Annotated in this window: 17 protein-coding genes; 15 read left to right on the forward strand and 2 right to left on the reverse strand. The window is 70.8% G+C overall.

All coding sequences use genetic code 11. The features are described from left to right. The first annotated feature begins 18 nt into the window (after positions 1–18). The 8 genes from AC3WQM_RS04735 (at position 19) to AC3WQM_RS04770 (ending at position 10007) form a co-directional block, all read left to right on the forward strand. Positions 19–2817 carry a LuxR C-terminal-related transcriptional regulator gene (locus AC3WQM_RS04735; RefSeq protein ID WP_492677132.1) on the forward strand — a complete coding sequence of 933 codons (2799 nt, stop codon included), beginning with the start codon at positions 19–21 and terminating at the stop codon, positions 2815–2817. A gap of 108 nt (positions 2818–2925) precedes the next feature. Continuing rightward, entirely contained in the window at positions 2926–4065 is a 1140-nt protein-coding gene (locus tag AC3WQM_RS04740; RefSeq protein WP_492677133.1) for an acyl-CoA dehydrogenase family protein, read from the forward strand. Between the two features lie 22 nt (positions 4066–4087). Further along, the gene (locus tag AC3WQM_RS04745) at positions 4088–5272 is read left to right on the forward strand and encodes a lipid-transfer protein (RefSeq protein ID WP_492677134.1); all 1185 of its coding nucleotides are present in this window, start codon (positions 4088–4090) and stop codon (positions 5270–5272) included. A 2-nt stretch (positions 5273–5274) separates the two neighbouring features. Further along, positions 5275–5715 carry a MaoC family dehydratase N-terminal domain-containing protein gene (locus AC3WQM_RS04750; RefSeq protein ID WP_492677135.1) on the forward strand — a complete coding sequence of 147 codons (441 nt, stop codon included), beginning with the start codon at positions 5275–5277 and terminating at the stop codon, positions 5713–5715. Between the two features lie 11 nt (positions 5716–5726). Further along, a complete protein-coding gene (locus AC3WQM_RS04755; RefSeq protein WP_492677136.1) occupies positions 5727–6143 on the forward strand; it encodes a MaoC family dehydratase in 417 nt (138 codons plus the stop codon). 40 nt (positions 6144–6183) lie between these two features. Next, the gene (locus AC3WQM_RS04760) at positions 6184–7008 is read left to right on the forward strand and encodes an SDR family NAD(P)-dependent oxidoreductase (protein ID WP_492677137.1); all 825 of its coding nucleotides are present in this window, start codon (positions 6184–6186) and stop codon (positions 7006–7008) included. An 87-nt stretch (positions 7009–7095) separates the two neighbouring features. Further along, positions 7096–8982 carry a feruloyl-CoA synthase gene (locus tag AC3WQM_RS04765; protein WP_492677138.1) on the forward strand — a complete coding sequence of 629 codons (1887 nt, stop codon included), beginning with the start codon at positions 7096–7098 and terminating at the stop codon, positions 8980–8982. A 41-nt stretch (positions 8983–9023) separates the two neighbouring features. After that, positions 9024–10007, forward strand: coding sequence for a Bug family tripartite tricarboxylate transporter substrate binding protein (locus tag AC3WQM_RS04770; RefSeq protein WP_492677139.1), 984 nt, complete (start codon positions 9024–9026; stop codon positions 10005–10007). A 56-nt stretch (positions 10008–10063) separates the two neighbouring features. Here AC3WQM_RS04770 and AC3WQM_RS04775 read toward each other — a convergent pair whose 3' ends face one another. Both AC3WQM_RS04775 and AC3WQM_RS04780 read right to left on the reverse strand, forming a co-directional pair. Then, positions 10064–11641, reverse strand: a complete 1578-nt coding sequence (locus tag AC3WQM_RS04775; RefSeq protein ID WP_492677140.1) for an AMP-binding protein — start codon at positions 11639–11641, stop codon at positions 10064–10066. A 560-nt stretch (positions 11642–12201) separates the two neighbouring features. Then, positions 12202–15003 (reverse strand): winged helix-turn-helix domain-containing protein, encoded by a 2802-nt coding sequence (locus AC3WQM_RS04780; RefSeq protein WP_492677141.1) that lies wholly within the window; start codon positions 15001–15003, stop codon positions 12202–12204. A 97-nt stretch (positions 15004–15100) separates the two neighbouring features. Between AC3WQM_RS04780 and AC3WQM_RS04785 the strand changes: the two genes are divergently transcribed. From AC3WQM_RS04785 to AC3WQM_RS04815, 7 genes are read left to right on the forward strand one after another with little or no spacing between them, the layout of a single operon-like run. Then, positions 15101–16240 (forward strand): acyl-CoA dehydrogenase family protein, encoded by a 1140-nt coding sequence (locus AC3WQM_RS04785; RefSeq protein ID WP_492677142.1) that lies wholly within the window; start codon positions 15101–15103, stop codon positions 16238–16240. A gap of 26 nt (positions 16241–16266) precedes the next feature. Continuing rightward, entirely contained in the window at positions 16267–17454 is a 1188-nt protein-coding gene (locus AC3WQM_RS04790; protein ID WP_492677143.1) for a lipid-transfer protein, read from the forward strand. A 1-nt stretch (position 17455) separates the two neighbouring features. Further along, complete coding sequence (locus AC3WQM_RS04795) at positions 17456–18631, forward strand: acyl-CoA dehydrogenase family protein (RefSeq protein ID WP_492677144.1); 1176 nt, start codon at positions 17456–17458, stop codon at positions 18629–18631. A gap of 6 nt (positions 18632–18637) precedes the next feature. Continuing rightward, entirely contained in the window at positions 18638–19762 is a 1125-nt protein-coding gene (locus AC3WQM_RS04800) for an acyl-CoA dehydrogenase family protein (protein ID WP_492677145.1), read from the forward strand. A 26-nt stretch (positions 19763–19788) separates the two neighbouring features. After that, complete coding sequence (locus AC3WQM_RS04805; protein WP_492677146.1) at positions 19789–20775, forward strand: Bug family tripartite tricarboxylate transporter substrate binding protein; 987 nt, start codon at positions 19789–19791, stop codon at positions 20773–20775. Positions 20776–20788: 13 nt separating this feature from the next. Next, complete coding sequence (locus AC3WQM_RS04810) at positions 20789–21727, forward strand: SDR family oxidoreductase (RefSeq protein WP_492677147.1); 939 nt, start codon at positions 20789–20791, stop codon at positions 21725–21727. Position 21728: 1 nt separating this feature from the next. Beyond that, positions 21729–22892 carry an acyl-CoA dehydrogenase family protein gene (locus tag AC3WQM_RS04815; RefSeq protein WP_492677148.1) on the forward strand — a complete coding sequence of 388 codons (1164 nt, stop codon included), beginning with the start codon at positions 21729–21731 and terminating at the stop codon, positions 22890–22892. Positions 22893–22896: the final 4 nt, after the last annotated feature.

The following is a 22896-nucleotide window of genomic DNA, read 5'->3' on the forward strand; positions in this document are numbered from 1 at the left end:
GCTGCACAATCGACCGCGATGCCGGTCCCACCCCCTCCCGCCTTGCCCGAGGCCGCGCGGCGCCCGGGTGCCGTCGCGGTCGGGCGCGAGCGCCTGCTGGCGCGGCTGGACGCGGCGCGGCAGCTGCGCTGCGTCGCCGTCACCGGGCCGGCGGGCGCCGGCAAGTCCACGCTCATCGCGGCCTGGCGGCGGGCGCTGGTCCCGATGGATGTCGACGTCGCCTGGTTCGCGCCGACCGCCGCCGACGACGCCCCCGCGCGCTTCCTCGCGGGCCTGCTGGCCGCCGTGGCGCAGGTCGATCCGGTGCTGGTGCGCGAAACGGCGGCGTGGCCTGCCGCCCCCGACCTCGGTGCCGACCCCGATGCGATCGAGCGGCAGGTCATCACGCTGGTGCGCGCCATCGCGGCCTCCCCGCGCGAGTTGGTGCTGGTGCTCGACGACCTGCACCGGCTGCGCCACCCTGCGGTCCTCGAGGCGCTGCAGTGGCTGCTCGACTACGCCCCGCCCCGCCTGCACCTGGTGCTCGTCTCGCGCGGACGCCTGCGGCTGTCGCTCGAGCGGCTGCGCAGCCAGGCCCAGACGCTGGAACTCGACCGGCATGACCTGCGCTTCACGGCGGCGGAGAGCGCGCAGTTCCTCAAGTCGCACCTGGACGACGTCGATGCCCGCACCGCGCGCAGCCTGCACGAACTCAGCGAAGGCTGGGTGGCCGGGTTGCGCCTTTTTGCACTGGACTGGAAAAGGAAGCGGCGCTCCCCCGCCAGCACCTCGACAGGCCAGCCCTTCGCCGGCCTGCCGGCCCGCGATGCAACGGCCCTGACCCGGTATTTCGAGCAGGAGGTGTACGCCCACCTGTCGCCCGGCGAAGTCGCGCTGCTCGTGCGCGCGGCGCCCTGCCATCGCCTGTGCGCACCGCTGTGCGCCGCGCTCGCCGACGCGCCCGACACCGTCGCCGACGTGGCCACGCTGCTGCTGCGGCTGGAGAGCGAAGACCTGTTCGTCGACCGCCTCGAGCACCCGCCGGGCGAGACCTGGTTGCGCCTGCACCCGCTGCTGCGCGACGCGCTGCTGACCCGCTTCGCCGCCCTCGCCGAGCCCGCGCGGCAGGCCGTGCACGCGCGCGCCTTCACCTGGTTTCGCGACCGGGGCCTGCTGCAGGACGCGGTGCGCCATGCCGTGCAGTCGGGCGATCCGGCGCAGGCCGCGGCGCTGGTCGACCAGTGCGCGCAGTCGCTCATCGTGCGCGGCGAGCGCCGCGAACTGGCGATGCTGCTGCGCCAGTTGCCGGCCGAGCAGCTGCAGCGCAGCTTCAGCATGCGGCTGTGGCTGGTGCGCACGCAGTTCTTCGAGCGCGACCTCGACGCCTGCGCGCGCACGCTCGACGAACTCACGCGCGACCTGCCAGCCGATGCGGTCGCGCACCGCTTCCACGTCGCGGCGCTGCAGGCCGCGCAGGCGCTGCAGCGCGACGACACCGAGGCCGCGCTCGCGATGCTGCCTCCCTTGCTGCAGGTGCCGCCCGACGCCGATCCGCTGGCCGTCGGCGTGCGGCACAACATCCTGTCGTGGCTCCACATCCAGCAAGGCGCCTACGAGCAGGCGCGCCGCGTGCAGCGCGAGGCGCCGCCGCTGATGGTCGACGGCGCACCGCTCGTGGCCACCGCCGCCGGCAGCCTGCAGGGGCGCTGCCTGGTCGGGCTGAGCTATGCGATGGAAGGCCAGATGACGCAGGCCGAGCGCGTGCTGCGCGCCGTGGCGGCCGAAGCCGAACAGGCCGGCAAGGCCGGCGCCGATGCGCGCTTTCTCGCGCTCAGCCTGCTCACCGACGTGCTCTACGAACTCGACGATTCGCGCCAGGCCCGCGCGTTGCTCGAGGACAAGGTCGGCATGCTGGAGCGCATCGCCATGCCCGATGCCGTGCTGCGCGTGTACCGGGTGCTGGCCGCGGCCGCCTGGCAGGCCAGCGACACGGCCGCTGCGTTCGCCCACCTCGAGCGGCTGGAGGCCTACGCCACGCGCCACCGGCTCGATCGGCTGCTGGCCCACCGGTTTGCCGACGAAGTGCATTGCCGCCTGCTGTGCGGCGAGCTGACGGCCGCGCAGGCGGCGCTGGCCCGGCTGGAGGCGATCGACGCGCGCCATGCGGCACCGGCCGCGGGGTCGACCGGCGAGATCGGCGAAGTGGCGCAGCGCGCGCGCATCCGGCTGGCGGTGACGCTGGGCGACTTCGAACGCGCCGCCGCGCAGCTGGCCGACCTGCTCGCCCTGTGCGAGGCGCGCGGGCGGCAGCGCAGCGTGGTGCACCTGCTGGTGCGCGGCGCGGCGCTCGACGCCCAGCGCGGGGGCGGCGAATCCGCCCGGCGCAAGCTGCGCGACGCACTGCGGCGCGGGCACCGGCTCGGCCTGCTGCGCAGCATCGTCGATGCCGACCCGATGGCGCGCCGCATGCTCGACGAGCTCGCGCGCACCGAATCGCTCGATCCGGTGCTGGCCTTCTACGTCGAGCGCCTGCTGGCCGTGCGCACCCGCCCCGAGACGCCCGCGGACGGCACCGGCAACACCGCCGCAGCCGGTGCAGCCGCTGCGGCACCGGCCGGCCTCGAGGCCTTCAGCGAGCGCGAGGTCGAGATGCTGCGCCTGCTGGCCCAGGCCATGCCCAACAAGAAGATCGCGCGCGCGCTCGGCCTGTCGCCCGAGACGGTCAAGTGGTACCTGAGCCGCATCTACGGCAAGCTGAGCGTGTCCGGGCGCGACGAAGCCGTGGCGCGCGTGCGCGACCTCGGGTGGGACGCCGGCGCCACCACCGCGCCGGACTGACGCAGCCCTCCCCCTTCGGGTCAACCCGCCCCCCATCGGGAGTGGTGGTCCCCCGCCCCCCCGGATTTACCTTTGGGTCTTGCCACGAGCCCCTCAGGAGACAAATCCGTGAACGTGACCCGCAACGTCTTTCGAGACGACCATGAGATGTACCGCGAGACGGTGCGCCGCTTCCTGGAACGCGAATGCAAGCCGCGCCAGGCCGACTGGGACCGCGCCGGCCAGGTCGACCGCGAGACCTGGCTGAAGGCCGGCCGCGAAGGCCTGCTGTGCGCCTCGCTGCCCGAGGACTACGGCGGTGGCGGCGGCGACTTCGGCCACGCCGCCGTGTTCAGCGAAGAGGTGGCGCGCTCCGGCGTGAGCGGCCCGGCCTTCGGCATGCACTCGGACATCATCGCGCCCTACATCCTGCGCGCCGGCACCGAGGAACAGAAACGCAAGTGGCTGCCCGGCGCGGCCTCGGGCGAGGTCATCCTGGCCATCGCCATGACTGAGCCCGGCACCGGCAGCGACCTGAAGGCGGTGCGCACCACCGCCGTTCGCGAGGGCGACCACTACGTCATCAACGGCAGCAAGACCTTCATCAGCAACGGCCTCACGGCTGACCTGGTCCTCGTGGTCTGCAAGACCGACCCGGCCGCCGGTGCCAAGGGCATCAGCCTGATCGCGGTCGAGGCCACGCGCGCGGGCTTCCGGCGCGGGCGCAAGCTCGAGAAGGTGGGCCAGTACGCGCAGGACACGGCCGAGCTGTTCTTCGACAACGTGCGCGTGCCCGTGGCCAACCGCCTGGGCGAGGAAGGCAAGGGCTTCGCCTACCTGATGGGCGAGCTGCCGCAGGAGCGCTTCACCATCGCCGTGGGCGCCGCCGCGCGGCTGGAACGCGCGCTGGAGAACACGCTGGCCTACGTCAAGGAGCGCCGCGCCTTCGACCAGACCGTGTGGGACTTCCAGAACACCAAGTTCAAGCTGGCCGACGTGAAGGCGCAGGCCGTGGCCGTGCGCACGCTGATCGACCACTACATCGGCGAGCACATGCGCCGACGCCTCACGCTGGAAGAAGCGGCCATCGCCAAGCTCTTCGCCACCGAGACGCTGGGCAAGGCACTCGACGAGATGGTGCAGCTGCACGGCGGCTACGGCTACATGCTGGAGTACCCCATCGCGCGCGACTTCGTCGACATGCGCGTCACGCGCATCTACGGCGGCACCAGCGAAGTGATGCGCGAACTGATCGCGCGAAAGCTCTGATTCGAACCACCCAAGGAACCCCATGACACACAAGGTATTCGTCGCCGGCGTCGGCATGATCCCCTTCAAGAAACCCGGCACCAGCGAGCCCTACGACGTGATGGGCGAGCAGGCCATCCGCAGCGCGCTGGCCGATGCCGGGCTCGAATTCAGCGACGTGCAGCAGGCCTATGCCGGCTACGTCTACGGCGACTCCACCTGCGGCCAGAAGGCGGTGTACCGCGTGGGCATGACCGGCATCCCGGTGCTCAACGTGAACAACAACTGCGCCACCGGCTCCTCGGCCCTGTACCTGGCGCGCCAGGCGGTGCAAAGCGGCGCGGTCGACTGCGCGCTGGCCTTCGGTTTCGAGCAGATGAACCCGGGCGCGCTCAAGTCGCGCTGGGACGACCGCGCACCGGCGCTGGAGCGCGCCGCCCAGGTGGTGGACGAGCTGGTCGGCCACCCCGAGATCCCCTCGGCCATCCGCCAGTTCGCCGGCGCGGGCCGCGCGCACATGCGCAAGTACGGCACCAGGCTGGAGACCTTCGCCGCCATCCGTGCCAAGGCCAGCCGCCACGCCGCCAACAACCCGCTGGCCGTGTTCCGCAACGTGGTGTCGACCGAGGACGTGATGAATGCGCCCATGCTGTGGGACGGCGTCATCACCCGCCTCATGGCCTGCCCGCCCACCTGCGGCGGCGCCGCGGCGATCGTGGTGTCGGAAGCCTTCGCCCGCAAGCGCGGCCTGCGCACCGACGTGCTGATCGCCGGCCAGTCGCTCGCCACCGACCTGCCCAGCACCTACGACGCCAAGGACATGATCCGCGTCGTCGGCTTCGACATGACGGCCCTGGCCGCGAAGCAGGCCTACGAGCAGGCCGGCGTGGGCCCGAAGGACATCGACGTCATCGAGCTGCACGACTGCTTCGCGCAGAACGAGCTGCTCACCTACGAAGGCCTGGGCCTGTGCGGCGAAGGCGAAGGCGAGAAGCTGGTGAACGACGGCGACAACACCTACGGCGGCCGCTGGGTCACCAACCCCTCGGGCGGCCTGCTGTCCAAGGGCCACCCGCTGGGCGCCACCGGCCTGGCCCAGTGCTACGAGCTCACGCACCAGCTGCGCGGCACGGCAGACAAGCGCCAGGTCGAAGGCGCCAAGGTGGCGCTGCAACACAACCTGGGCCTGGGCGGCGCCGGCGTCGTGACGATCTACAAGAGGGCCTGAACATGATCGACAAGAAGCACATCGGCATGAAGCTGCCGGTCTACCAGGCGACGGCCGAGGCGGGGCAGCTGCGCTTCTTCGCCAAGTCCATCGGCGAAACCAACCCGGTGTACCTGGACGAATCGGCCGCGCGCGACGCCGGGCACCCGGGCCTGCCGCTGCCGCCGACCTTCCTGTTCTCGCTGGAGTTCCAGATTCCCTCGAACGCCTGGCGCGAGACGCTGGGCATCGTGACCTCGCGCATCCTGCACGGCGAGGAGAGCTTCGCGTACCACCGCATGGCCTACGCCGGCGACACGCTGCAGTTCGAGACGCACATCGCCGACATCTACGACAAGAAAGGCGGCGCACTGAGCTTCGTGGAACGCAAGTCGCGCGTCACCAACCAGCGCGGCGAGCACGTGGCCGACCTGCGCTCCATCCTCGTTCACAAGAACGCATGAAGGCAACGACCATGCACACCCCTTCCCTTGCAACCACCCAGGTCGGCGACGCCCTGCCCCCGCTGGCACTGCCGCCCATCACCCGCACCACGCTGGCCCTGTTCGCCGGCGCCTCGGGCGACCACAACCAGATCCACATCGACATCGACTACGCCCGCAAGGCCGGCATGCCCGACGTGTTCGCGCACGGCATGTTGTCGATGGCCTACCTGGGACGCCTGCTCACGCAGTGGGTCGACCAGCGCCGGCTGCGCAGCTTCGGCGTGCGCTTCACCGGCATCACGCACCTGGGCCACCAGATCACCTGCGCAGGCCGCGTGGTCGAGAAGTTCGAGGTGGACGGCGAACAGCGCGTGCGGCTCGAGATCGAAACGCGCAACCAGTACGGCGAGGTCCGCATCGTGGGCGACGCCGTGGTCGCGCTCTGAACATCCATCAACCCCTTCATTCATTTCTGGAGACAGACACATGGGAACTCTCGACGGCAAGGTGGCACTGGTCACCGGTTCGGGCCGCGGCATCGGCCAGGCCATCGCACTGAAGCTGGCCAGCCAGGGCGCGCGCATCGTGGTCAACGACCTGGACGCCGACCCGGCGCAGGAAACGGTCGAGCTGCTGAAGAAGAACGGCGCCGAGGCTGTCGCCTGCGCGGGCAACGTCAGCGCGCCCGATTTCGCCGAGCGCTACATCAAGACGGCGATGGACCACTTCAAGGGCATCGACATCATCGTCAACAACGCCGGCTTCACCTGGGACGACGTGATCCAGCGCATGACCGACGAACAGTGGCACGCCATCGTCGACTGCCACATGACGGCGCCCTTTCGCATCCTGCGCGCGGCCTACCCCGTGATCAAGGCGCAGGCGCAGGCCGACCAGGAAAAGGGCATCGAGGTGTACCGCAAGGTGGTCAACGTCTCGTCGACCTCGGCGCTGAACGGCAATGCGGGCCAGATGAACTATTCGTCGGCCAAGGCCGGCGTGATCGGCATGACGCGCGCACTGAGCCGCGAGTGGGGCCGCTTCAAGGTCAACGTCAACGCGGTGGCCTTCGGCCTGATCCACACCCGCATGACCAACGCCGACGCCAAGGCCGGCGCCACCGTGAACATCGAAGGCCGCGACATCCGCGTGGGCCTGAACCCCGAGCTGCTCAAGTCGCACGCGCAGCGCAACCCGCTGGGCCGGGGCGGCACGCCGGAAGAAGCGGCCGGCGCGGTGTACCTGTTCTGCCTGCCCGAGTCGAACTACATCACCGGCCAGATCGTGGCGGTGGCCGGCTCGCCGCAGTAAGCGCGTGCCGGGCGGGGAAGGCCGCGGTTGGCCTGGCACGCCCGCGGCCTCGCGTTGGTCCAGAAAAATTCCGGAGACACGACACACATGACAACCCTCGCCGACGAACCCACCCGGGCCCCTGCCGCGGTGCGCTACCGCGCCGTGCCCTATGCGGTGCGCCAGACCCTGTGCGAACGGCGCGCCGACGGCACGCTGATCCTGCGCTCCCCGCTCACGCCCAAGGCCACGGGCCGCACGGGCTTCGCCGGCTACATCCCCCACTGGGCCGAACGCCGCGGCGACCTGCCGGCCTTCTGCGAACGCGACGCGCACAGCGGCGAATGGAAGCGCCTCAGCTGGCGCGCCCTGTGGCAGCAGGTGCAGATCGTGGGCGCGGGCCTGCTCGAACTCGGCCTGGGCCAGGGCCGCCCGCTGATCGTGCTCTCGCCCAACTCGCTGGAGCAGCTGGTGCTGCTGCTGGCCGCCGAATATGTCGGCGTGCCGGTCGCGCCGGTGTCGCCCGCCTACTCGCTGCTGAGCCGCGACTTCGCGCGCCTCAAGGGCGTGTGCGAGCTCGTGCCGCCGGCCGCGCTGTTCGTGCAGGACGGCGCCACCTTCGAACGCGCGGCGGCGGCCGTGGGCGGCCCCGACGTGCCGGTGATCGCGGTGCATGGCGCCGCGCCGGGGGCCATGTCGTGGCAGGCGCTTTCGGCGCGCGAACTCACGGCCGCGTGCCGCGACCGCGTAGCCGCCGCGCACGCGGCCATCCGCCCGGACGACATCGCGCGCATTCTCTTCACCTCCGGCTCCACCGGCGTGCCCAAGGGCGTGCCCATCAGCTACCGCAACCTGCAGGCCACCGCGGCGAGCCAGTCGGACATGTTCGCCAGCTTCGCCGAGCAGGACGAGCCTCCCGTGTTCCTCGACTGGCTGCCCTGGCACCACGCCCTGGGCGGCGTGCTCAACCTCGGGCGCGCGGTGCTGCTCGGCGCCACGCACTACATCGACGACGGCAAGCCGCTGCCGGGCCTGTTCGAGCGCACGGTGCGCAACCTGCGCGAGGTCTCGCCCACCGTGCTGACCAGCGTGCCTTCGGCGTGGACCCTGCTCGCCACCGAACTCGAGCGCGACCCGCAGCTGGCGCGCAGCCTGTTCGCGCGCGTCGTCAACTTCGGCTACGGCGGCGCCAGCCTGCCCCAGGACGTCAACGAGCGCATCCAGCGCGTGGCCGAGCGCACCGTGGGCGAACGCATCGTGTTCGGCACCGGCCTGGCCTCGACGGAAACCACCGGCGTGGGCACCTACCGCAACTGGGCTTGCGACGACCTCGCCAACATCGGCGCGCCCGCGCCCGGCACCGAGATCAAGCTGGTGCCGCTGGAAGGCGAGCGCTACGAGATCCGGGTGCGCGGCGCCCACAACTTCAGCGGCTATGTCGCGCAGCCCGCGCTCACGGCGGCGGCCTTCGACGACGAGGGATTCTTCAAGCTCGGCGACGCGGTGCGGCTGGTCGATGCGAACGACCCCACCCGGGGCATGCGCTTCGACGGCCGCGTGGCGGAAGACTTCAAGCTGGTCAACGGCACGTGGGTGCGCACCGGCGCCGTCCGCCTGGGGCTGGTCGAGCGCTGCGCGCCGCTGATCACCGACGCCGTCATCTGCGGCCACGACCAGACCTACGTCGCCGCACTGGCCTGGCCCAACGTGGCCGCCTGCCAGCGCCTGCTGCCCGAACTCGCGGGCCTGGACGCCGCCGAGCTCGTGGCGCATCCGGCGCTGGTCGCGGCCCTGGGCGAGCGCCTGCGCAAGGACGGCGGCAGCGCCAGCCTGCGCGTCGAGCGCCTGCTGCTCATGGCCGAGCCGCCTTCGATGGACGCCAACGAAATCGCCGACAAGGGCTACGTCAACCAGTCGGCCACGCGCGCGCGCCGGGCCGGCCTGGTGACGCAGCTGTTCGCGCCGCAGCCCGGCCCGCAGGTGGCGCGCGCCTGAACGCGCGCCCTGCCCCGCATTCACAGAAAAACGGAGACACCATGCACAGCACATCTCATTTCGCCAGGCGATGGATCGGCATCGCCGCCCTCGCCTGCGGCACCCTCGCCTTCGCGCAGGACTACCCGACGCGCACCATCACGCTCGTGCTGCCGGCGCCACCGGGCGGCGCCACCGACGTGCTCGCGCGCGTGATGGCCGACGAACTCGGCAAGCGCCTGGGCCAGACCGTCATCGTGGACAACAAGCCCGGCGCCTCCGGCCTGCTCGGCGCTTCGGCGGTGGCGCGCGCCGCGCCCGACGGCTACACGCTGTTCTTCTCGCATGCCACGCCGATCTACTACGCGCCCTACATGTTCTCGAAGGTGCCCTACGACGTGCGGCGCGACTTCGCCTTCATCACCGAGATCTGCTCGGCCAGCCTGGTGTTCGCGGTCGGCAAGGACGTGCCCGTGCAGAACATGAAGGAGCTGGTGAGCTGGGCCACCGCCAACAAGGGCAAGGTCAACTACGGCTCGTTCGGCGTCGGCTCTTCCAGCCACCTGCTGATGGCGCACCTGAGCGAATCGCGCCACCTCGACATGGCGCATGCCGCCTACAAGGGCGAAGCGCCGATGATCCAGGACATCCTCGGCGGTCAGATCCCGATGGGCATCGGCACCCTGGGCACCATGGCCCCGCACATCGCCAGCGGCCGCCTGAAGGCCCTGGCCATCGTCGGCGACAAGCGCCTGCCCGAGCTGCCGAACGTGCCCACCATGGTCGAGGCCGGTTTTCCGGACGACGAGTTCAAGCCGATCGGCGGCGTGATGCTGACCGCCCCCGCCAAGACCCCCGCGCCGATCCTCGCGCGGCTGGAGAAGGAAGCCCGCGCCGTCGTGCAGACCGCCGCCATGAAGGCACGCTTCCAGGCCTTCGGCCTCGTGGGCATGGGCAACAGCTCGGCCGAGTTCAGGAAGAACTTCGAGGCCAGCGGGCCGGTGATCCAGAAGCTGGTGCAGGTGTCGGGCGCAAGGGTGGACTGAGACGGCACCGGCTCGACTGCCAAACGGCCGCCGCGTGCGGCCGTTTGGCATGACGGCTATCCGACCTGCCTGTCCTGCCCCACCCAGTGCCTGGCGCGCAGCGCCTTCTTGTCCACCTTGTCGAGCGCGGTCAGCGGCAGCGTGTCGACGAAGCTCACCACCTTGGGCGCCTGCACCACGCCCTTGCGCTCGGTGACGAAGGCGATCAGCTCGTCGGCCTCCACCCGCGCGCCCTCCTTGCGCACCACCACCGCCATCACCGCCTCGCCCCACTTCGCGTGCGGCACGCCGATGACCGCCGACAGCGCCACGCCCGGGTGCTGCGCCAGGCAGCTCTCCACTTCGCTGGAGTACACGTTGAAGCCGCCGCTGATGATCATGTCCTTCGCGCGGTCGACCAAGTAGAGGAACCCGTCGGCATCGCGGCGTGCCATGTCACCCGTGTGCAGCCAGTCGCCGGCGAAGGCCCTGGCGGTTTCCTCGGGCCGGTCGAGGTAGCCCGACATCACCAGCGGGCCGCGCACGCACAGCTCGCCGATCTCGCCCACCGGCACTTCGGCGTGGTGGGCGTCGAGCAGGCGCACCTGGTTGCCCGGCAGGCTGCGACCGCAACTGCCCAGCCGCTCGGGGCGATCGAGGTCGTGCTCGTCGCGGCGCAGGTAGCTGATGGTCATGGGCGCCTCGGCCTGGCCGTAAACCTGCGCGAACACCGGGCCGAAGCGGCCCAGCGCCTGCCGCAGGCGTGCCGGCGCCATCGGCGCGGCGCCGTACAGCACGAGTTGCAGACTCGACACGTCGTGCGCGTCCAGCGCCTCGGAAGCGTCGAGCAGGCTGTAGATCTGCGTGGGCACGAGGAAGGTCGTGGTGATGCGCTCGGTCGCGACTGTGTGCAGAAAGCCATCGACGCTGAAGCGCTCCAGCAGATGCACCGTGCCGCCCTGCAGGAAGGTCGTCAGAAGCATCGCACCGGCTGCATGCGACACCGGCGTGGCCGCCAGGAAACGCACCTCCTGCGGCCACTCCCAGCCGGCGAGCTGCTGCAGCGCCGACGTCACCACCGTGCGGTGGTGATGCACGATGCCCTTGGAGCGGCCCGTGGTGCCGCCGCTGTAGGCGATCTTGAGGATGTCGTCGGGCCGCGCGTCGAGCGTGGTGTCGCTGCCGTCCAGGCCGCGCGACGCCGCCAGCAGGTCGATGCCGAAGGCGGCCGGCCCCAGCGTCAGCACATGCGGCACCAGCTGCCGCTGCGCCAGCGCCGCCCCGCGCCCGGCATGGTGCGGCACGCCGATCACCAGCGCCCTGGCCTTCACGTCGCTCAGGATGAAGGCCTGGTCTTCTTCCGACCCCAGCGGGTGCAGCGGCGTGTAGACCAGCCCCATGAGGTGCGCCGCGATGATGACCATCACCGATTCGGGCCGGTTGGCGGCCAGCACGGCGATGCCGTCCTGCCGCTGCAGGCCCATCGCCTGCAGGCAGCGCACCATGCGATGGCAGCCTTGCTCGAGTTCGCTGTAACTCATGCGCACGCCATCGCCCACGAGCGCTTCGCGCATGGCGAAGGCCTTGAAGGCGCCGCGGTAGAGCTCGGCGAAGGTGGCGCCTTGGTGCAGGGTTGGACTGGGAAGTGGGTGCATGGCGGCCGGGCTTTCGTTTCTCGGGGCTGCGGGCGGATTTCGACCCGTGGGCTTGAGTAGGCCGTCTGAACCGGCCGGGGCGGCCACCCGCGTTGGGGGGCAGGCGCCGTTCTCCAGCGGTCGTGCGCCAACGGTCGCTGCGGCCTTCCACACGGGCCCCAGCGCCTTGCTTCGACGGTGGCGCCCAGGCTTCTTACGGCAAATCGGCTTGCGCTCGCGAATGAGCGACGCCGGTCGCATACCAGCAACCAGCGTCGGCATCTGGCGAAAACGACTCCCAAGGAACTTGTTTGCAGCTGTCCGATTTCTGTTCAGCGAAAGGCGCATTGCATGCGCCAAAGAATCGACAGGCGCCGCCCCGCGCCTTGGTCGTTGGCAGGATGAGGTTCCTTCCGATGTGGCTGTTCGCAAACTACCCGGGAAATCTCTTCTACGGCCGCTGCAGTTGACGTCATGAAAATGATTCCAGAGATGTGACGAGATTGACTCCGAAGACAGTGCGTAGCTCTCGGGTCGTTTCGCTGCGCGCACCTTCGGTGGAGAGAGGATATGCCCTCCGTTCATCCGCCCCCTTGCATCCACGCCACCGCTTCATCCCGCCCTGCCACGCCCAGCTTCCCGTAGATGTTCTTCAGGTGCCACTTCACGGTGTCGATGGACAAGCCCAGTGCCAACGCGATCTTCTTGTTGGGCATGGCCTGAGCGAGCAAGCCCAGCACGTCGCGCTCGCGTTCGCTCAACGGCTCGACCGGGCGCCTGCCCGCCTCGGGGGCCACACCCACGGAGACCGTCGCATCGGCAGCGACAGGCACGAGTCCCACGCGACCCAGGCGCTCCGCATAGAACCCGAGCACCGGGTCCAGCGATGCGTCCTTGGCCACTTCTGCCACCAGCGTCATCACGGCCGGGTCGGCGTCGAGCAGGCTGCGCACCAGGCCCAGCCGGTGGCCGCTGCGCAAGGCCGCGAGCGTGCATTCCCGCGAGGCCTGCGCCCTGCCCCTGCGCTGCTCGATCAGGGCCTGCAGCAGCTTCATCTGCGCGATCAGCCGCTGCCGTCCGCGCAGTTCGATGTTCGCGATGAGTGCTTCGATCCGGCGCGCGGCGTCGTCGGTGTCGCCGCGGGCCAGCGCCCAGCGGATGCGCGCGCGCTCGGCCACCACGGCGATCTCGCCGAGTGCGCTGTGCGCGGCGTCGGCATGCCGCGCGTCGATCTCGTTGGCGCGCGACAGCGCCGCTTCGGCGGCGGCCGCATCGCCCATCTGCAGGCGGTAGTGCACCTGCATCGTCAGGCTGTGCACCAGCAGCCGGTCCAGGCCCAGCGCGGCGCTGTAGTCCTCCAGCCGCTCCAGGCAGGCCATGGCTTCCATCCGCCGCCCGGCCGCCCAGTGCGCGGAAGCCAGCGAGCGGTGCACGCGCAGCACCGAGTCGGGAATGGACACGCGCTCCAGCGCGTCCACGCGGTCTTCGAGCAGCGCCAGCGCCGCGTCGATCTCGCCGTGCTCGTACAGCACCTCGCCCAGCAGCGCGGTCGACAGGTAGGTGGCGTCGACGCAGGCGCTGCCACCCTCGTTGGCCTCGCGCAGCACCTCGCGGTAGACGCGCTCGGCCTGGGTCATGCGCCCTTCCATGGCGTAGCTCAGGCCGGCCAGGCTGCGGCCCTGTAGCGTGCCCGACGAGCTGCCGCGCAGCGGCTCGCCGTCGATCAGGCGGATCGGGTTGTCCTGCTGCACGCGCCGCGCGCGCTCGTAGTCGCCGCGGTGCATGTACAGCCACGACAGGATGTTGTCGCGCGCGCCCGTGGCCAGCGCGTCCGCACCCTCGGGCGCGGCCTGCAGGCGCGGCAGCAGCGCCTGGGCGGCGTCGGTGTCGTCGCGCTGCAGGGCCAGCGAGGCCTCGAGCAACGTGAGCCAGTAGTGGCTGATGGCGTCGTCCGGCGGAATGTCGGGCCGCAGGCGCGCGATGTGGGCCGAAAAGGCGTCCAGCTCGCGCGCGAACAGCTCGATGCGGATCATCCACAGCCGCAGTCCGATGCGTGCCTGCACCTCGGCCGGCGGCAGCTGGCGCACCAGGCCGATCAGCTTGCGCAGCTCGCCGCGCACGGCCAGGCCGTGGGCCGACTTCTCGACCAGCGCGGCAGCGGCGGCGCCCTCGCCCGCCGCCACGGCCTGCCGCACGGCCTCGTCGATGAGGCCGTGGTCGCGGAACCACTGCCACGCGATGCGGTGCACCGCGCGCTGCGCGGCCTCGCTGCGCTGGCGCAGGCGCCCGCGCAGCGTCTCGCGCAGCAGCGGGTGCAGGCGGTACCAGGTCTCGCGCTCGGCGCTGCTCTCGATCGGCACGATGAACAGGTTCTCGCCCTCCAGCCGCGCCAGCAGCGGCGCCGTGGCGGGGTCGTCCGCAGGGCGGCCGAGCAAGGCCGCGCACAGCGGCGCGCAGAAGCGGCTGCAGGCCGACACGCTGATCAGCAGGTCGAGGTCGGCCGGCGCCAGGTGCGACAGCACCTCCTTCTCGAAGTACGCGGCAAAGGCCTGCGGGTCTTGCACGTGGGCGCGCACGAAGTCGCCCGGCACCTGGCCCGCGCCCACGCCCAGCTCCTGGCGGCGCTTCTTCCAGTTGATGGCCAGCAGCTGCAGCCCGGCCGCCCAGCCGTCGCACAGTTCGTGCAGCGCCAGCGCGTCGCGCGGCGCGATGCTGCCCAGTTGCGACTGCAGGAAGCGCTCGGACTCGGCCGGCGAAAAGCGCAGGTCGCGCACGTCGATCTCCAGCACCTGGCCCTCGGCGCGCAGGCGGTCGAGCGACAGCGGCAGCGCCCCGCGCGAGGCGATGGCCAGGTGCAGGTTGCCCGGCGCGTAGTCGAGCAGCCATTGCAGCGCCTCGTGCAGGCGCGCATCCATGAGGTGCTGCAGGTCGTCGAGCACCAGCACCAGTTCGCGCGGATGGGCGGCAATGCCGCGCACCAGCGCGATCAGGGCGCGTTCCACGGCTTCGCTGTCGACGCCGCGGCCGGCGTAGTCGGCGGCCTCCTGCGTGGCGACCGGCGCCACCTGCGCCACGCTGGCCAGCAGGTAGTCGAGCAGGCGCGTGGGCTCGTTGTCCTCGGGGGTGAGGCTGAGCCAGGCCACGTCGAAGCCCAGCGGCAGCAATGCCTGGCGCCACGCGACCAGGGTGGTGGTCTTGCCGCAGCCGGCGGGGCCCTGCAGCACGACACAGCGGCGGCGGCGCCCTTCCATCAGCCGCGCCAGCAACGCCTCACGGGCCACGGCGCGCCCGGCGCTGCGGGGGGGAACCATCTTGGTGGCGACCAGGGCCTTGAGCCCGGAGGCGTCGGGCGAACGCGAGGGGAAAAGTGGCTTGTTCTGCATGTCTCTGGCCGGCATTGTGGCCTGCCCGCCACCCGATCGGGGTAGTGGGGTTAAGGGGGTGCGGCGCCCAGAATCGCTGCAAGACAAGGAGACCTGCATGAACATCCACCGCACCGTGTACCGCGAAGACCATGAGATGCTGCGCGACACCGCACGGCGATTTTTCGAGCGCGAATGCCTGCCGCGCCAGGCCGCCTGGGACGCCGCCGGCCGCACCGACCGCGAGACCTGGCTCAAGGCCGGCCGCGAGGGCCTGCTGTGCGTCACCGTGCCGGCCGAATACGGCGGCGGCGGCGGCGATTTCGGCCACTCGTGCGTGCTGGCCGAAGAGCTGCACCGCTCGGGTGTCTCGGGCTTCAGCCTGTCGGTGCATTCGGACATCACCGCCCCGTACATCGTGCGCTTCGGCACCGAGGAGCAGAAGCAGCGCTGGCTGCCCAAGATCTGCCGTGGCGAGACCATCATGGCCATCGCCATGACCGAGCCGGGCACGGGCTCCGACCTCAAGTCGATCCGCACGAGCGCGGTGCGCGACGGCGACGAGTACGTCATCAACGGCAGCAAGACCTTCATCAGCAACGGCCTGAACTGCGACATGGTGCTGGTGGCCTGTAAGACCGACCCGAGCGCGGGCAGCAAGGGCGTGAGCCTGATCATGGTCGAGGCCGACCGCGCGGGCTTCCGGCGCGGGCGCAAGCTCAACAAGGTGGGCCAGCCGGCCGCCGACACCACCGAGCTGTTCTTCGACAACGTGCGCGTACCGGTCGACAACCTGCTGGGCGAAGAGAACAAGGGCTTCGTCTGCCTCATGCAGGAGCTGGCACAGGAGCGCCTGATCATCGCGGTGTACAGCGCCGCCAAGCTGGAGCGCTTGCTGGAGCAGACGCTCGAGTACGTGAAGGAACGCAAGGCCTTCGACGGCACGGTGTGGGACTTCCAGAACACCAAGTTCAAGCTGGCCGACATCAAGGCGCAGGCGGTGGCAGCTCGCACGCTGGTCGACTACTACATCGGCGAACACATGCGCCGGCGCATCAGCGTGCAGGAGGCGGCCATCGCCAAGCTCTTCGCCACCGAGACGCTGTGGAAGTGCATCGACGACATGGTGCAGCTGCACGGCGGCTACGGCTACATGCTGGAGTACCCGATTGCGCGCGCCTTCACCGACTACCGCATCACGCGCGTGTTCGGCGGCAGCAACGAAACGCAGCGCGACCTTATTTCTCGAAAACTCTGACTCCACTTCCTCGCAGGACCACACACATGACCGAAAAAGTAATCGTCGCCGGCGTCGGCATGATCCCCTTCGCCAAGCCGGGCCAGAGCCTGAGCTACACCGAGATGGGAGCCGAGGCCGTGCGCCGCGCGCTGGCCGATGCGGGCATCGGCTACGACGCGGTGCAGGAAGCCTACGTGGGCTACGTGTACGGCGACTCCACCTGCGGCCAGACGGCGCTGTATGAAGTCGGCATGACGGGCATCCCCGTGGTCAACGTCAACAACAACTGCTCCACCGGCTCGACCGCGCTGTACCTGGCGCGCAAGGCGATCGCCTCGGGCGACGCCGATTGCGTGCTGGCGCTGGGCTTCGAGCAGATGCAGGCCGGCGCCCTCAAGTCGCACTGGGACGACCGCCCACCCACGCGCGAGCGCTTCCTGCCGGTGCTGCGCGGCCTCACGGCCGACATGGACGGCATGCCGCAGGCCCTGCGCACCTTCGGCGGCGCGGGCCGTGAATACATGGAGCGCTACGGCTGCCGCATGGAAACCTTCGCCGCCGTGCGCGCCAAGGCCAGCCGCCATGCGGCCAACAACCCGCTGGCGCTGTTCCGCAAGGTCGTGACGACCGAAGAGGTCATGAACGACACCGTGCTGCTGCCCGGCGTGATGACCCGCCTGATGGCCTGCCCGCCCACCTGCGGCGGCGCTGCGGCGCTGCTGGTGTCGGAGCGCTTCGCGAAGAAGCACGGGCTGCGCACCGACGTGCAGATCCTGGCGCAGGCCATGGCCACCGACCCGGTGCAGTCCTTCGAGCCGCCGTCGATGCTCAGCTGGATCGGCACGCACATGACGCACACCGCCGTCACCCGCGTGTACGAGGCGGCCGGCGTCGGCCCCGAGGACATCGACGTGTGCGAGCTGCACGACTGCTTTGCGCAGAACGAGGTCATCAGCTACGAGACGCTGGGCTTCTGCCCCGAGGGCGGCGCGGAGCAGTTCGTCAACGACGGCGACAACACCTACGGCGGCAAGGTCGTCATCAACCCCTCGGGCGGCCTGCTGTCCAAGGGCCACCCGCTGGGCGCCACCGGCCTGGCGCAGTGCTACGAGCTCACGCACCAGCTGCGCGGCAGCGCCGACAAGCGCCAGGTCGAGGGCGCGCGCCTGGGCCTGCAGCACAACGTGGGCCTGGGCGGCGCCTGCGTCGTGACCCTCTACGGCAGGAACTGACATGGACCTGCAGCTGCCCGCCGACGCCCTCGCCTTCCGCGACGAGGTGCGCGCCTTCATCGCCGAGCGCCTGCCCGCCGACATCCGCGCGCGCCTGCGTCGCGGCCATGCGCCGCGCAAGCAGGACACCGTGGCCTGGCAGCGCATCCTGCACGAGCGCGGCTGGGCCGCGCCGCACTGGCCCGCCGAATACGGCGGCGCCGGCCTGGGCACCACCGAGCGGCTGGTGCTGTTCGAAGAACTGCAGCGCGCCGGCGCGCCGCTGCCCCTGCCCTTCAACATCGCGATGCTCGGCCCGGTGCTGCTGCGCTTCGGCACCGAGGCGCAGAAGCGCTTCTTCCTGCCCCAGCTCGCGCGGCTCGACCTGTGGTTCTGCCAGGGCTTCTCGGAGCCCGATGCCGGCTCCGACCTGGCCTCGCTGCGCACGCGCGCCGTGCGCGACGGCGACCACTACGTCGTCGACGGCCAGAAGATCTGGACCACCTCGGCCCACCAGGCCGACTGGATCTTCGCGCTGGTGCGCACCGAACAGACGGCGCGCAAGCAGGACGGCATCTCCTTTTTGCTGATCGACATGAAGACGCCGGGCGTGTCGGTGCGCCCCATCGTCTCCATCGACGGGCAGCACCACCTCAACGAGGTCTTCTTCGACAAGGCGCGCGTGCCGGTCGCCAACCTCGTCGGCGAGGAAGGCCGCGGCTGGGACTGCGCCAAGTACCTGCTGGCCAGCGAGCGCACCAACATCGCCAACGTGGGCCTGTGTTGGGAGCGCCTGGACGCCGCCCGCGAACTCGCGGCCGGCATCCGCCAGGGCGGCACGCGGCTGCTCGACGACCCGAAGCTGGGCGCCGAACTGGCCGAGCTGGGCGCGGAGATCCGCGCGCTGGAGCTGACCAACTGGCGCTTCCTGCTCGACCCCGAGATCGGGCGCAAGAACCCCGGCTTCGCCTCGGTGCTCAAGCTCAAGGGCTCGGAGCTGATGCAGGCGTTGACCACGCTGGTCGCGCGCCTGGCCGGCCCGGCCGGCCTGGAGCGCCACGACATCGAAGGCGATGCCGGACAGTTGCCTGCGCTGGCCGCCACCGCCCCGCGCTACTTCTTCTACCGCGCGACCACCATCTACGGCGGCTCCAGCGAGGTCCAAAAGGACATCCTGGCCAAGACGCTCCTGGGATAAGAAGCCATGCAATTCGACCTGAACGAAGACCAGCAGGCGCTGGCGCACAGCCTGTCGCGGCTGCTGGACGACCACTGCGGTTTCGAGCAGCGCCGCGCCATCGCCCGTTCGCCGGCCGGCTGGAGCGAAGCGGCCTGGGACCGGCTGGCCGCGCTGGGCGTCACGGCCCTGGGCATTCCCGAGGCCTTCGGCGGCCTGGGCGGCGGCGCGGGCGACCGGCTGCCGGTGATGCGGGCCTTCGGCCGCGCGCTGCTGCTCGAACCCTACCTGGCCTCCAGCGTGCTCGCCACGACGGCCGTGCTGTCGGCGGGCAGCAACGCGCAGAAAGACCGCCTGCTGCCGGCCCTGGCCGACGGCAGCCTGCGCATGGCCTGGGCGCACGACGAAGCGCCGGGGCGCCACGCGCCGCTGTGGGTCGAGACCCGTGCGCGGCGCGACGGCGAGCGCTGGTACCTCGACGGCGCCAAGTCGCTCGTGCTGCATGCCGGCGCGGCCCATCGCTTCGTGGTGAGCGCGCGCCTGAGCGGCCAACCCGGCGACGAAGACGGCCTGGCGCTCTTCCTCGTGGAGGCCGCCGATGCCAAGCTGCGCCCCTTCCGCCTGATCGACGACACACCCGCCGGCGAACTGCGGCTCGAAGGCACGGTCGCAGAGCCTTTGGGCGACGTGGCCGATCACGCACAGGCCACGGCCGCCCTCCACGCCACCGTGGCCGCCGGCACCGCCGCCGTCTGCGCCGACATGGTCGGCGCCATGGAGGCGGCCTTTGCGCTCACCACCGCCTACGTCACCACGCGCAAGCAGTTCGGCCGCCTCATCGGCGAGTACCAGGCGCTGCGCCATCGCGTGGCCGAGATGGCCGTCGCGCTCGAGATGGCGCGCAGCATGGCGATCGCCGCCGCGGTGGCCGTCGACGACCCGGCCTCGGACCAGGCCGCCACCGACCTGCCGCGCGCCAAGCTGGCCATCGGCCGCCATGCGCGGGCGCTGTGCCAGCAGGCGATCCAGTCGCACGGCGGCATCGGCATGACCGAGGAATACGCCGTGGGCCACTGCCTGCGCCGCGTCCACGTGCTCGACCAGCTGTTCGGCGACGTGGACGCACAGGCCGCGCGACTCGCGCGCCTTTGATTCAAGAAACCGAATGGAGACACGACATGAACCGCCGCCACACCTTTCGCCTGCTGGGCGCCGCACTGGCCTCGCTCTGCGCCGTCGCGACGGCGCCCGCGCAGGCCGCCGACGCTTTTCCCTCGCGCCCCGTGCGCTTCATCGTGCCGCTCGGGCCGGGCAGCGGCTCGGACACGGTCACGCGCCTGGTGGCCCGGCTCGTCACGCCGGAGCTGGGCGGCCAGTCGACCTTCATCGAGAACAAGCCGGGCGGCGACGCCGTGCTGGCGGTGCAGAGCGTGCTGGCCTCGCCGGCCGACGGCTACAGCGTGCTCATGCTCTCGCCCTCGTCGATGGTGATCAACCCGCTGATCAACGACAGCCTGCCCTACGACGCGCAGAAAGACCTGCGCCCGCTCGCCACCATGCTGCGCAGTGCGGCGGTGCTGGTGACCGGCGCCAACTCGCCCTACAAGACCTACGCCGAAGCGATGGCCGCGGCGAAGAAGAGCCCGAAGACCGTGAGCATGGCCAGCTACAGCAACCACTACCGCATCGGCGCGCTGATGCTGCAGCAGGGCGCGGGCGTCGAGTTCAACTACATCCCCTACAAGTCGCCCGGCCAGGTGCAGACGGACCTGATGGGCGGCCAGGTCGACCTGGCGCTGCTGGACGTCGGCGGCGCGCTGCCGCTGATCGCCTCGGGCAAGGTGCGACCGCTGGCCGTGACCGGCAAGGAACGCCACCCCAAGCTGGCCAGCGTGCCCACGGTGCGCGAGAGCGGCCAGCCGACCTACGACCTGTACGTATGGATCGGCCTGGGCGTGGCCGCCAAGACCCCCGAGCCCGCCGTGAAGACGCTGGAGGCGGCGCTGCTCAAGGCCATGAAGCAGCCGGAGTTCGCCACCTACGTGACGGAGACGGCGGGCGCCGAAGTGTTCACCGTCGGCAGCAAGGAGATGGGCGAGATGATCGCGTCGGAACGCGCGCGCTACCGCGCCTTGTCGAAGCAGGTCGACCTCTCGCAAAAGTAAGGAGCGCATCGACATGAATCAGCAACTCTGCAAGGACCGCGTGGTCGTGATCACCGGCGCGGGCCGTGGCCTGGGCCGCGAGTACGCCCTCGAATTCGCACGCCAGGGCGCCAGGGTCGTGGTGAACGACCTGGGCGGGCGCGGCGACGGCAGCCCCGGCGCGGCCAGCGGCCCGGCGCTGGAGGTCGTGGCCGAGATCGAAGCGATGGGCGGACAGGCCATCGCCAACGGCGACGACGTGGCCGACTGGGCCGGCGCCCAGCGCATGATCGACGCGGCCGTGACCACCTTCGGCGGCCTCGACGTGCTGGTCAACAACGCCGGCATCCTGCGCGACCGCACGCTGGTCAACATGGACGAGGAAGACTGGGATGCCGTGATCCGCGTGCACATGCGCGGCACCTTCGCGCCCTCGCGCCACGCCGCCGCCTACTGGCGCAACGAGTCGAAGGCGGGCCGCCAGCGCGACGCGCGCATCATCAACACCAGCTCGTCCTCGGGCCTGTACTGCAACGCCGGCCAATCGAACTACGGCGCGGCCAAGGCCGGCATCGCCGCCCTGTCGGTGATCGCCTCGCGCGAGCTCGACCGCTACGGCGTGACGGTGAACGCCATCTACCCCACCGCCATGAGCCGGCTGACCGAGGACATCTTCGCCAGCCCCAAGTGGCAGGCGATCCGCAACGAGACGCCCGACTTCGATCCGCTGGACCCGTCGAACGTGGCGCCGCTGGTGGCCTGGCTGGGCAGCAGCGCATCGAGCGGCATCACGGGGCGCGTGTTCGGCGCGCGCGGCGGACGCATCACGGTGGCCGAGGGCTGGCACGCCGGCCCGCGCATCGAGAAGCAAGGGCGCTGGACGGTCGAGGAACTGGGTGATCTGATCCCCGGGCTGGTGAAGCAGGCCGCGCCCAACGCGCTCACCACCGGTGAGATTCCCACGGAGCACTAGCATGAGCCCACTGCTCGAGTCCTTCCGCCTCGCCCAACTGCCCGCCGAGGCCGAGGCCTTCCGCGCGCAGGTGCGCGAGTTCCTCGCGACGAACCTGGCGCCGGCCGCGCCCGCCGTGCGCGCGCGCACCTGGATGGGCTTCGACGCGGCCTTCAGCCGGCGGCTCGCGCAGCGCGGCTGGGTCGGCATCACCCTGCCCGCCGCGTATGGCGGCGCGGGCCTGGATGCCTTTCGCCGCTTCGTGCTGGTCGAGGAACTGCTCTCGGCCGGCGCGCCCGTGGCCGCGCACTGGATCGCCGACCGGCAAAGCGGCCCGCTGATCAACAAATTCGGCACCGCGGCGCAGAAGGATTTCTACCTGCCGCGCATCTGCCGCGGCGAGGCCTTCTTCTGCATCGGCATGAGCGAGCCCAATGCCGGCTCCGACCTGGCCAGCGTGCGCACGCGCGCCACCCGCGTGGACGGCGGCTGGCGCCTGACGGGCCGCAAGATCTGGACGACCAACGCGCAGCGCTCGCACTACATGATCGCGCTGGTGCGCACCTCGGGCGCGCCGGAAGACCGGCACGCCGGGCTGTCGCAGCTGATCGTCGACCTCTCGCTGCCCGGCATCCAGGTGCGGCCCATCGTCGACCTCACGGGCGACGCGCATTTCTCCGAAGTCACCTTCGACGACGTGTTCCTGAAGGACGACGCGTTGATCGGCGACGAAGGCAGCGGCTGGATGCAGGTGAACGCCGAGCTGGCCTTCGAGCGCAGCGGGCCCGAGCGGCTGTATTCGAGCGTGGTGCTGCTCGACACCTGGCTGCGGAGCCTGCGCACGAGCGGCTTCACGCCGGCCGACGCCGTGCTGCTCGGCGGCTTCACGACCCAGCTCGCCACCTTGCGCAGCCTGTCGATCGCCGTGACCACCAAGCTGGCGCGCGGCGAGAGCCCCGTGGTCGAGGCGGCGCTGGTCAAGGACATCGGCACCGAGTTCGAGCAGGCGATTCCCGCCGCCATCGAAGCGGCCGTGGCGGCCGACCCGGCGCGCGCCGCCGAGGTCGATGCCGACCTGCACCGCACGATCGCCTACCTGAGCCAGATCTCGCCCACCTTCTCGCTGCGCGGCGGCACGCGCGAGATCCTGCGCGGCATGATCGCGCGCGGCCTGGGCCTGCGCTGAGCAC

It is taken from the genome of Variovorax sp. FW301-JW7 (assembly GCF_058788795.1).

Bases quoted from the DNA above. Each gene is read 5' to 3' on its own strand.
- AC3WQM_RS04755 (WP_492677136.1), top strand. From the start codon at position 5,727: ATGCACACCCCTTCCCTTGCAACCACCCAGGTCGGCGACGCCCTGCCC.
- AC3WQM_RS04810 (WP_492677147.1), top strand. From the start codon at position 20,789: ATGAATCAGCAACTCTGCAAGGACCGCGTGGTCGTGATCACCGGCGCG.
- AC3WQM_RS04815 (WP_492677148.1), top strand. From the start codon at position 21,729: ATGAGCCCACTGCTCGAGTCCTTCCGCCTCGCCCAACTGCCCGCCGAG.
- AC3WQM_RS04795 (WP_492677144.1), top strand. From the start codon at position 17,456: ATGGACCTGCAGCTGCCCGCCGACGCCCTCGCCTTCCGCGACGAGGTG.
- AC3WQM_RS04750 (WP_492677135.1), top strand. From the start codon at position 5,275: ATGATCGACAAGAAGCACATCGGCATGAAGCTGCCGGTCTACCAGGCG.
- AC3WQM_RS04780 (WP_492677141.1), bottom strand. From the start codon at position 15,003: ATGCAGAACAAGCCACTTTTCCCCTCGCGTTCGCCCGACGCCTCCGGG.
- AC3WQM_RS04765 (WP_492677138.1), top strand. From the start codon at position 7,096: ATGACAACCCTCGCCGACGAACCCACCCGGGCCCCTGCCGCGGTGCGC.
- AC3WQM_RS04785 (WP_492677142.1), top strand. From the start codon at position 15,101: ATGAACATCCACCGCACCGTGTACCGCGAAGACCATGAGATGCTGCGC.
- AC3WQM_RS04745 (WP_492677134.1), top strand. From the start codon at position 4,088: ATGACACACAAGGTATTCGTCGCCGGCGTCGGCATGATCCCCTTCAAG.
- AC3WQM_RS04760 (WP_492677137.1), top strand. From the start codon at position 6,184: ATGGGAACTCTCGACGGCAAGGTGGCACTGGTCACCGGTTCGGGCCGC.
- AC3WQM_RS04775 (WP_492677140.1), bottom strand. From the start codon at position 11,641: ATGCACCCACTTCCCAGTCCAACCCTGCACCAAGGCGCCACCTTCGCC.
- AC3WQM_RS04790 (WP_492677143.1), top strand. From the start codon at position 16,267: ATGACCGAAAAAGTAATCGTCGCCGGCGTCGGCATGATCCCCTTCGCC.
- AC3WQM_RS04805 (WP_492677146.1), top strand. From the start codon at position 19,789: ATGAACCGCCGCCACACCTTTCGCCTGCTGGGCGCCGCACTGGCCTCG.
- AC3WQM_RS04800 (WP_492677145.1), top strand. From the start codon at position 18,638: ATGCAATTCGACCTGAACGAAGACCAGCAGGCGCTGGCGCACAGCCTG.
- AC3WQM_RS04735 (WP_492677132.1), top strand. From the start codon at position 19: ATGCCGGTCCCACCCCCTCCCGCCTTGCCCGAGGCCGCGCGGCGCCCG.
- AC3WQM_RS04770 (WP_492677139.1), top strand. From the start codon at position 9,024: ATGCACAGCACATCTCATTTCGCCAGGCGATGGATCGGCATCGCCGCC.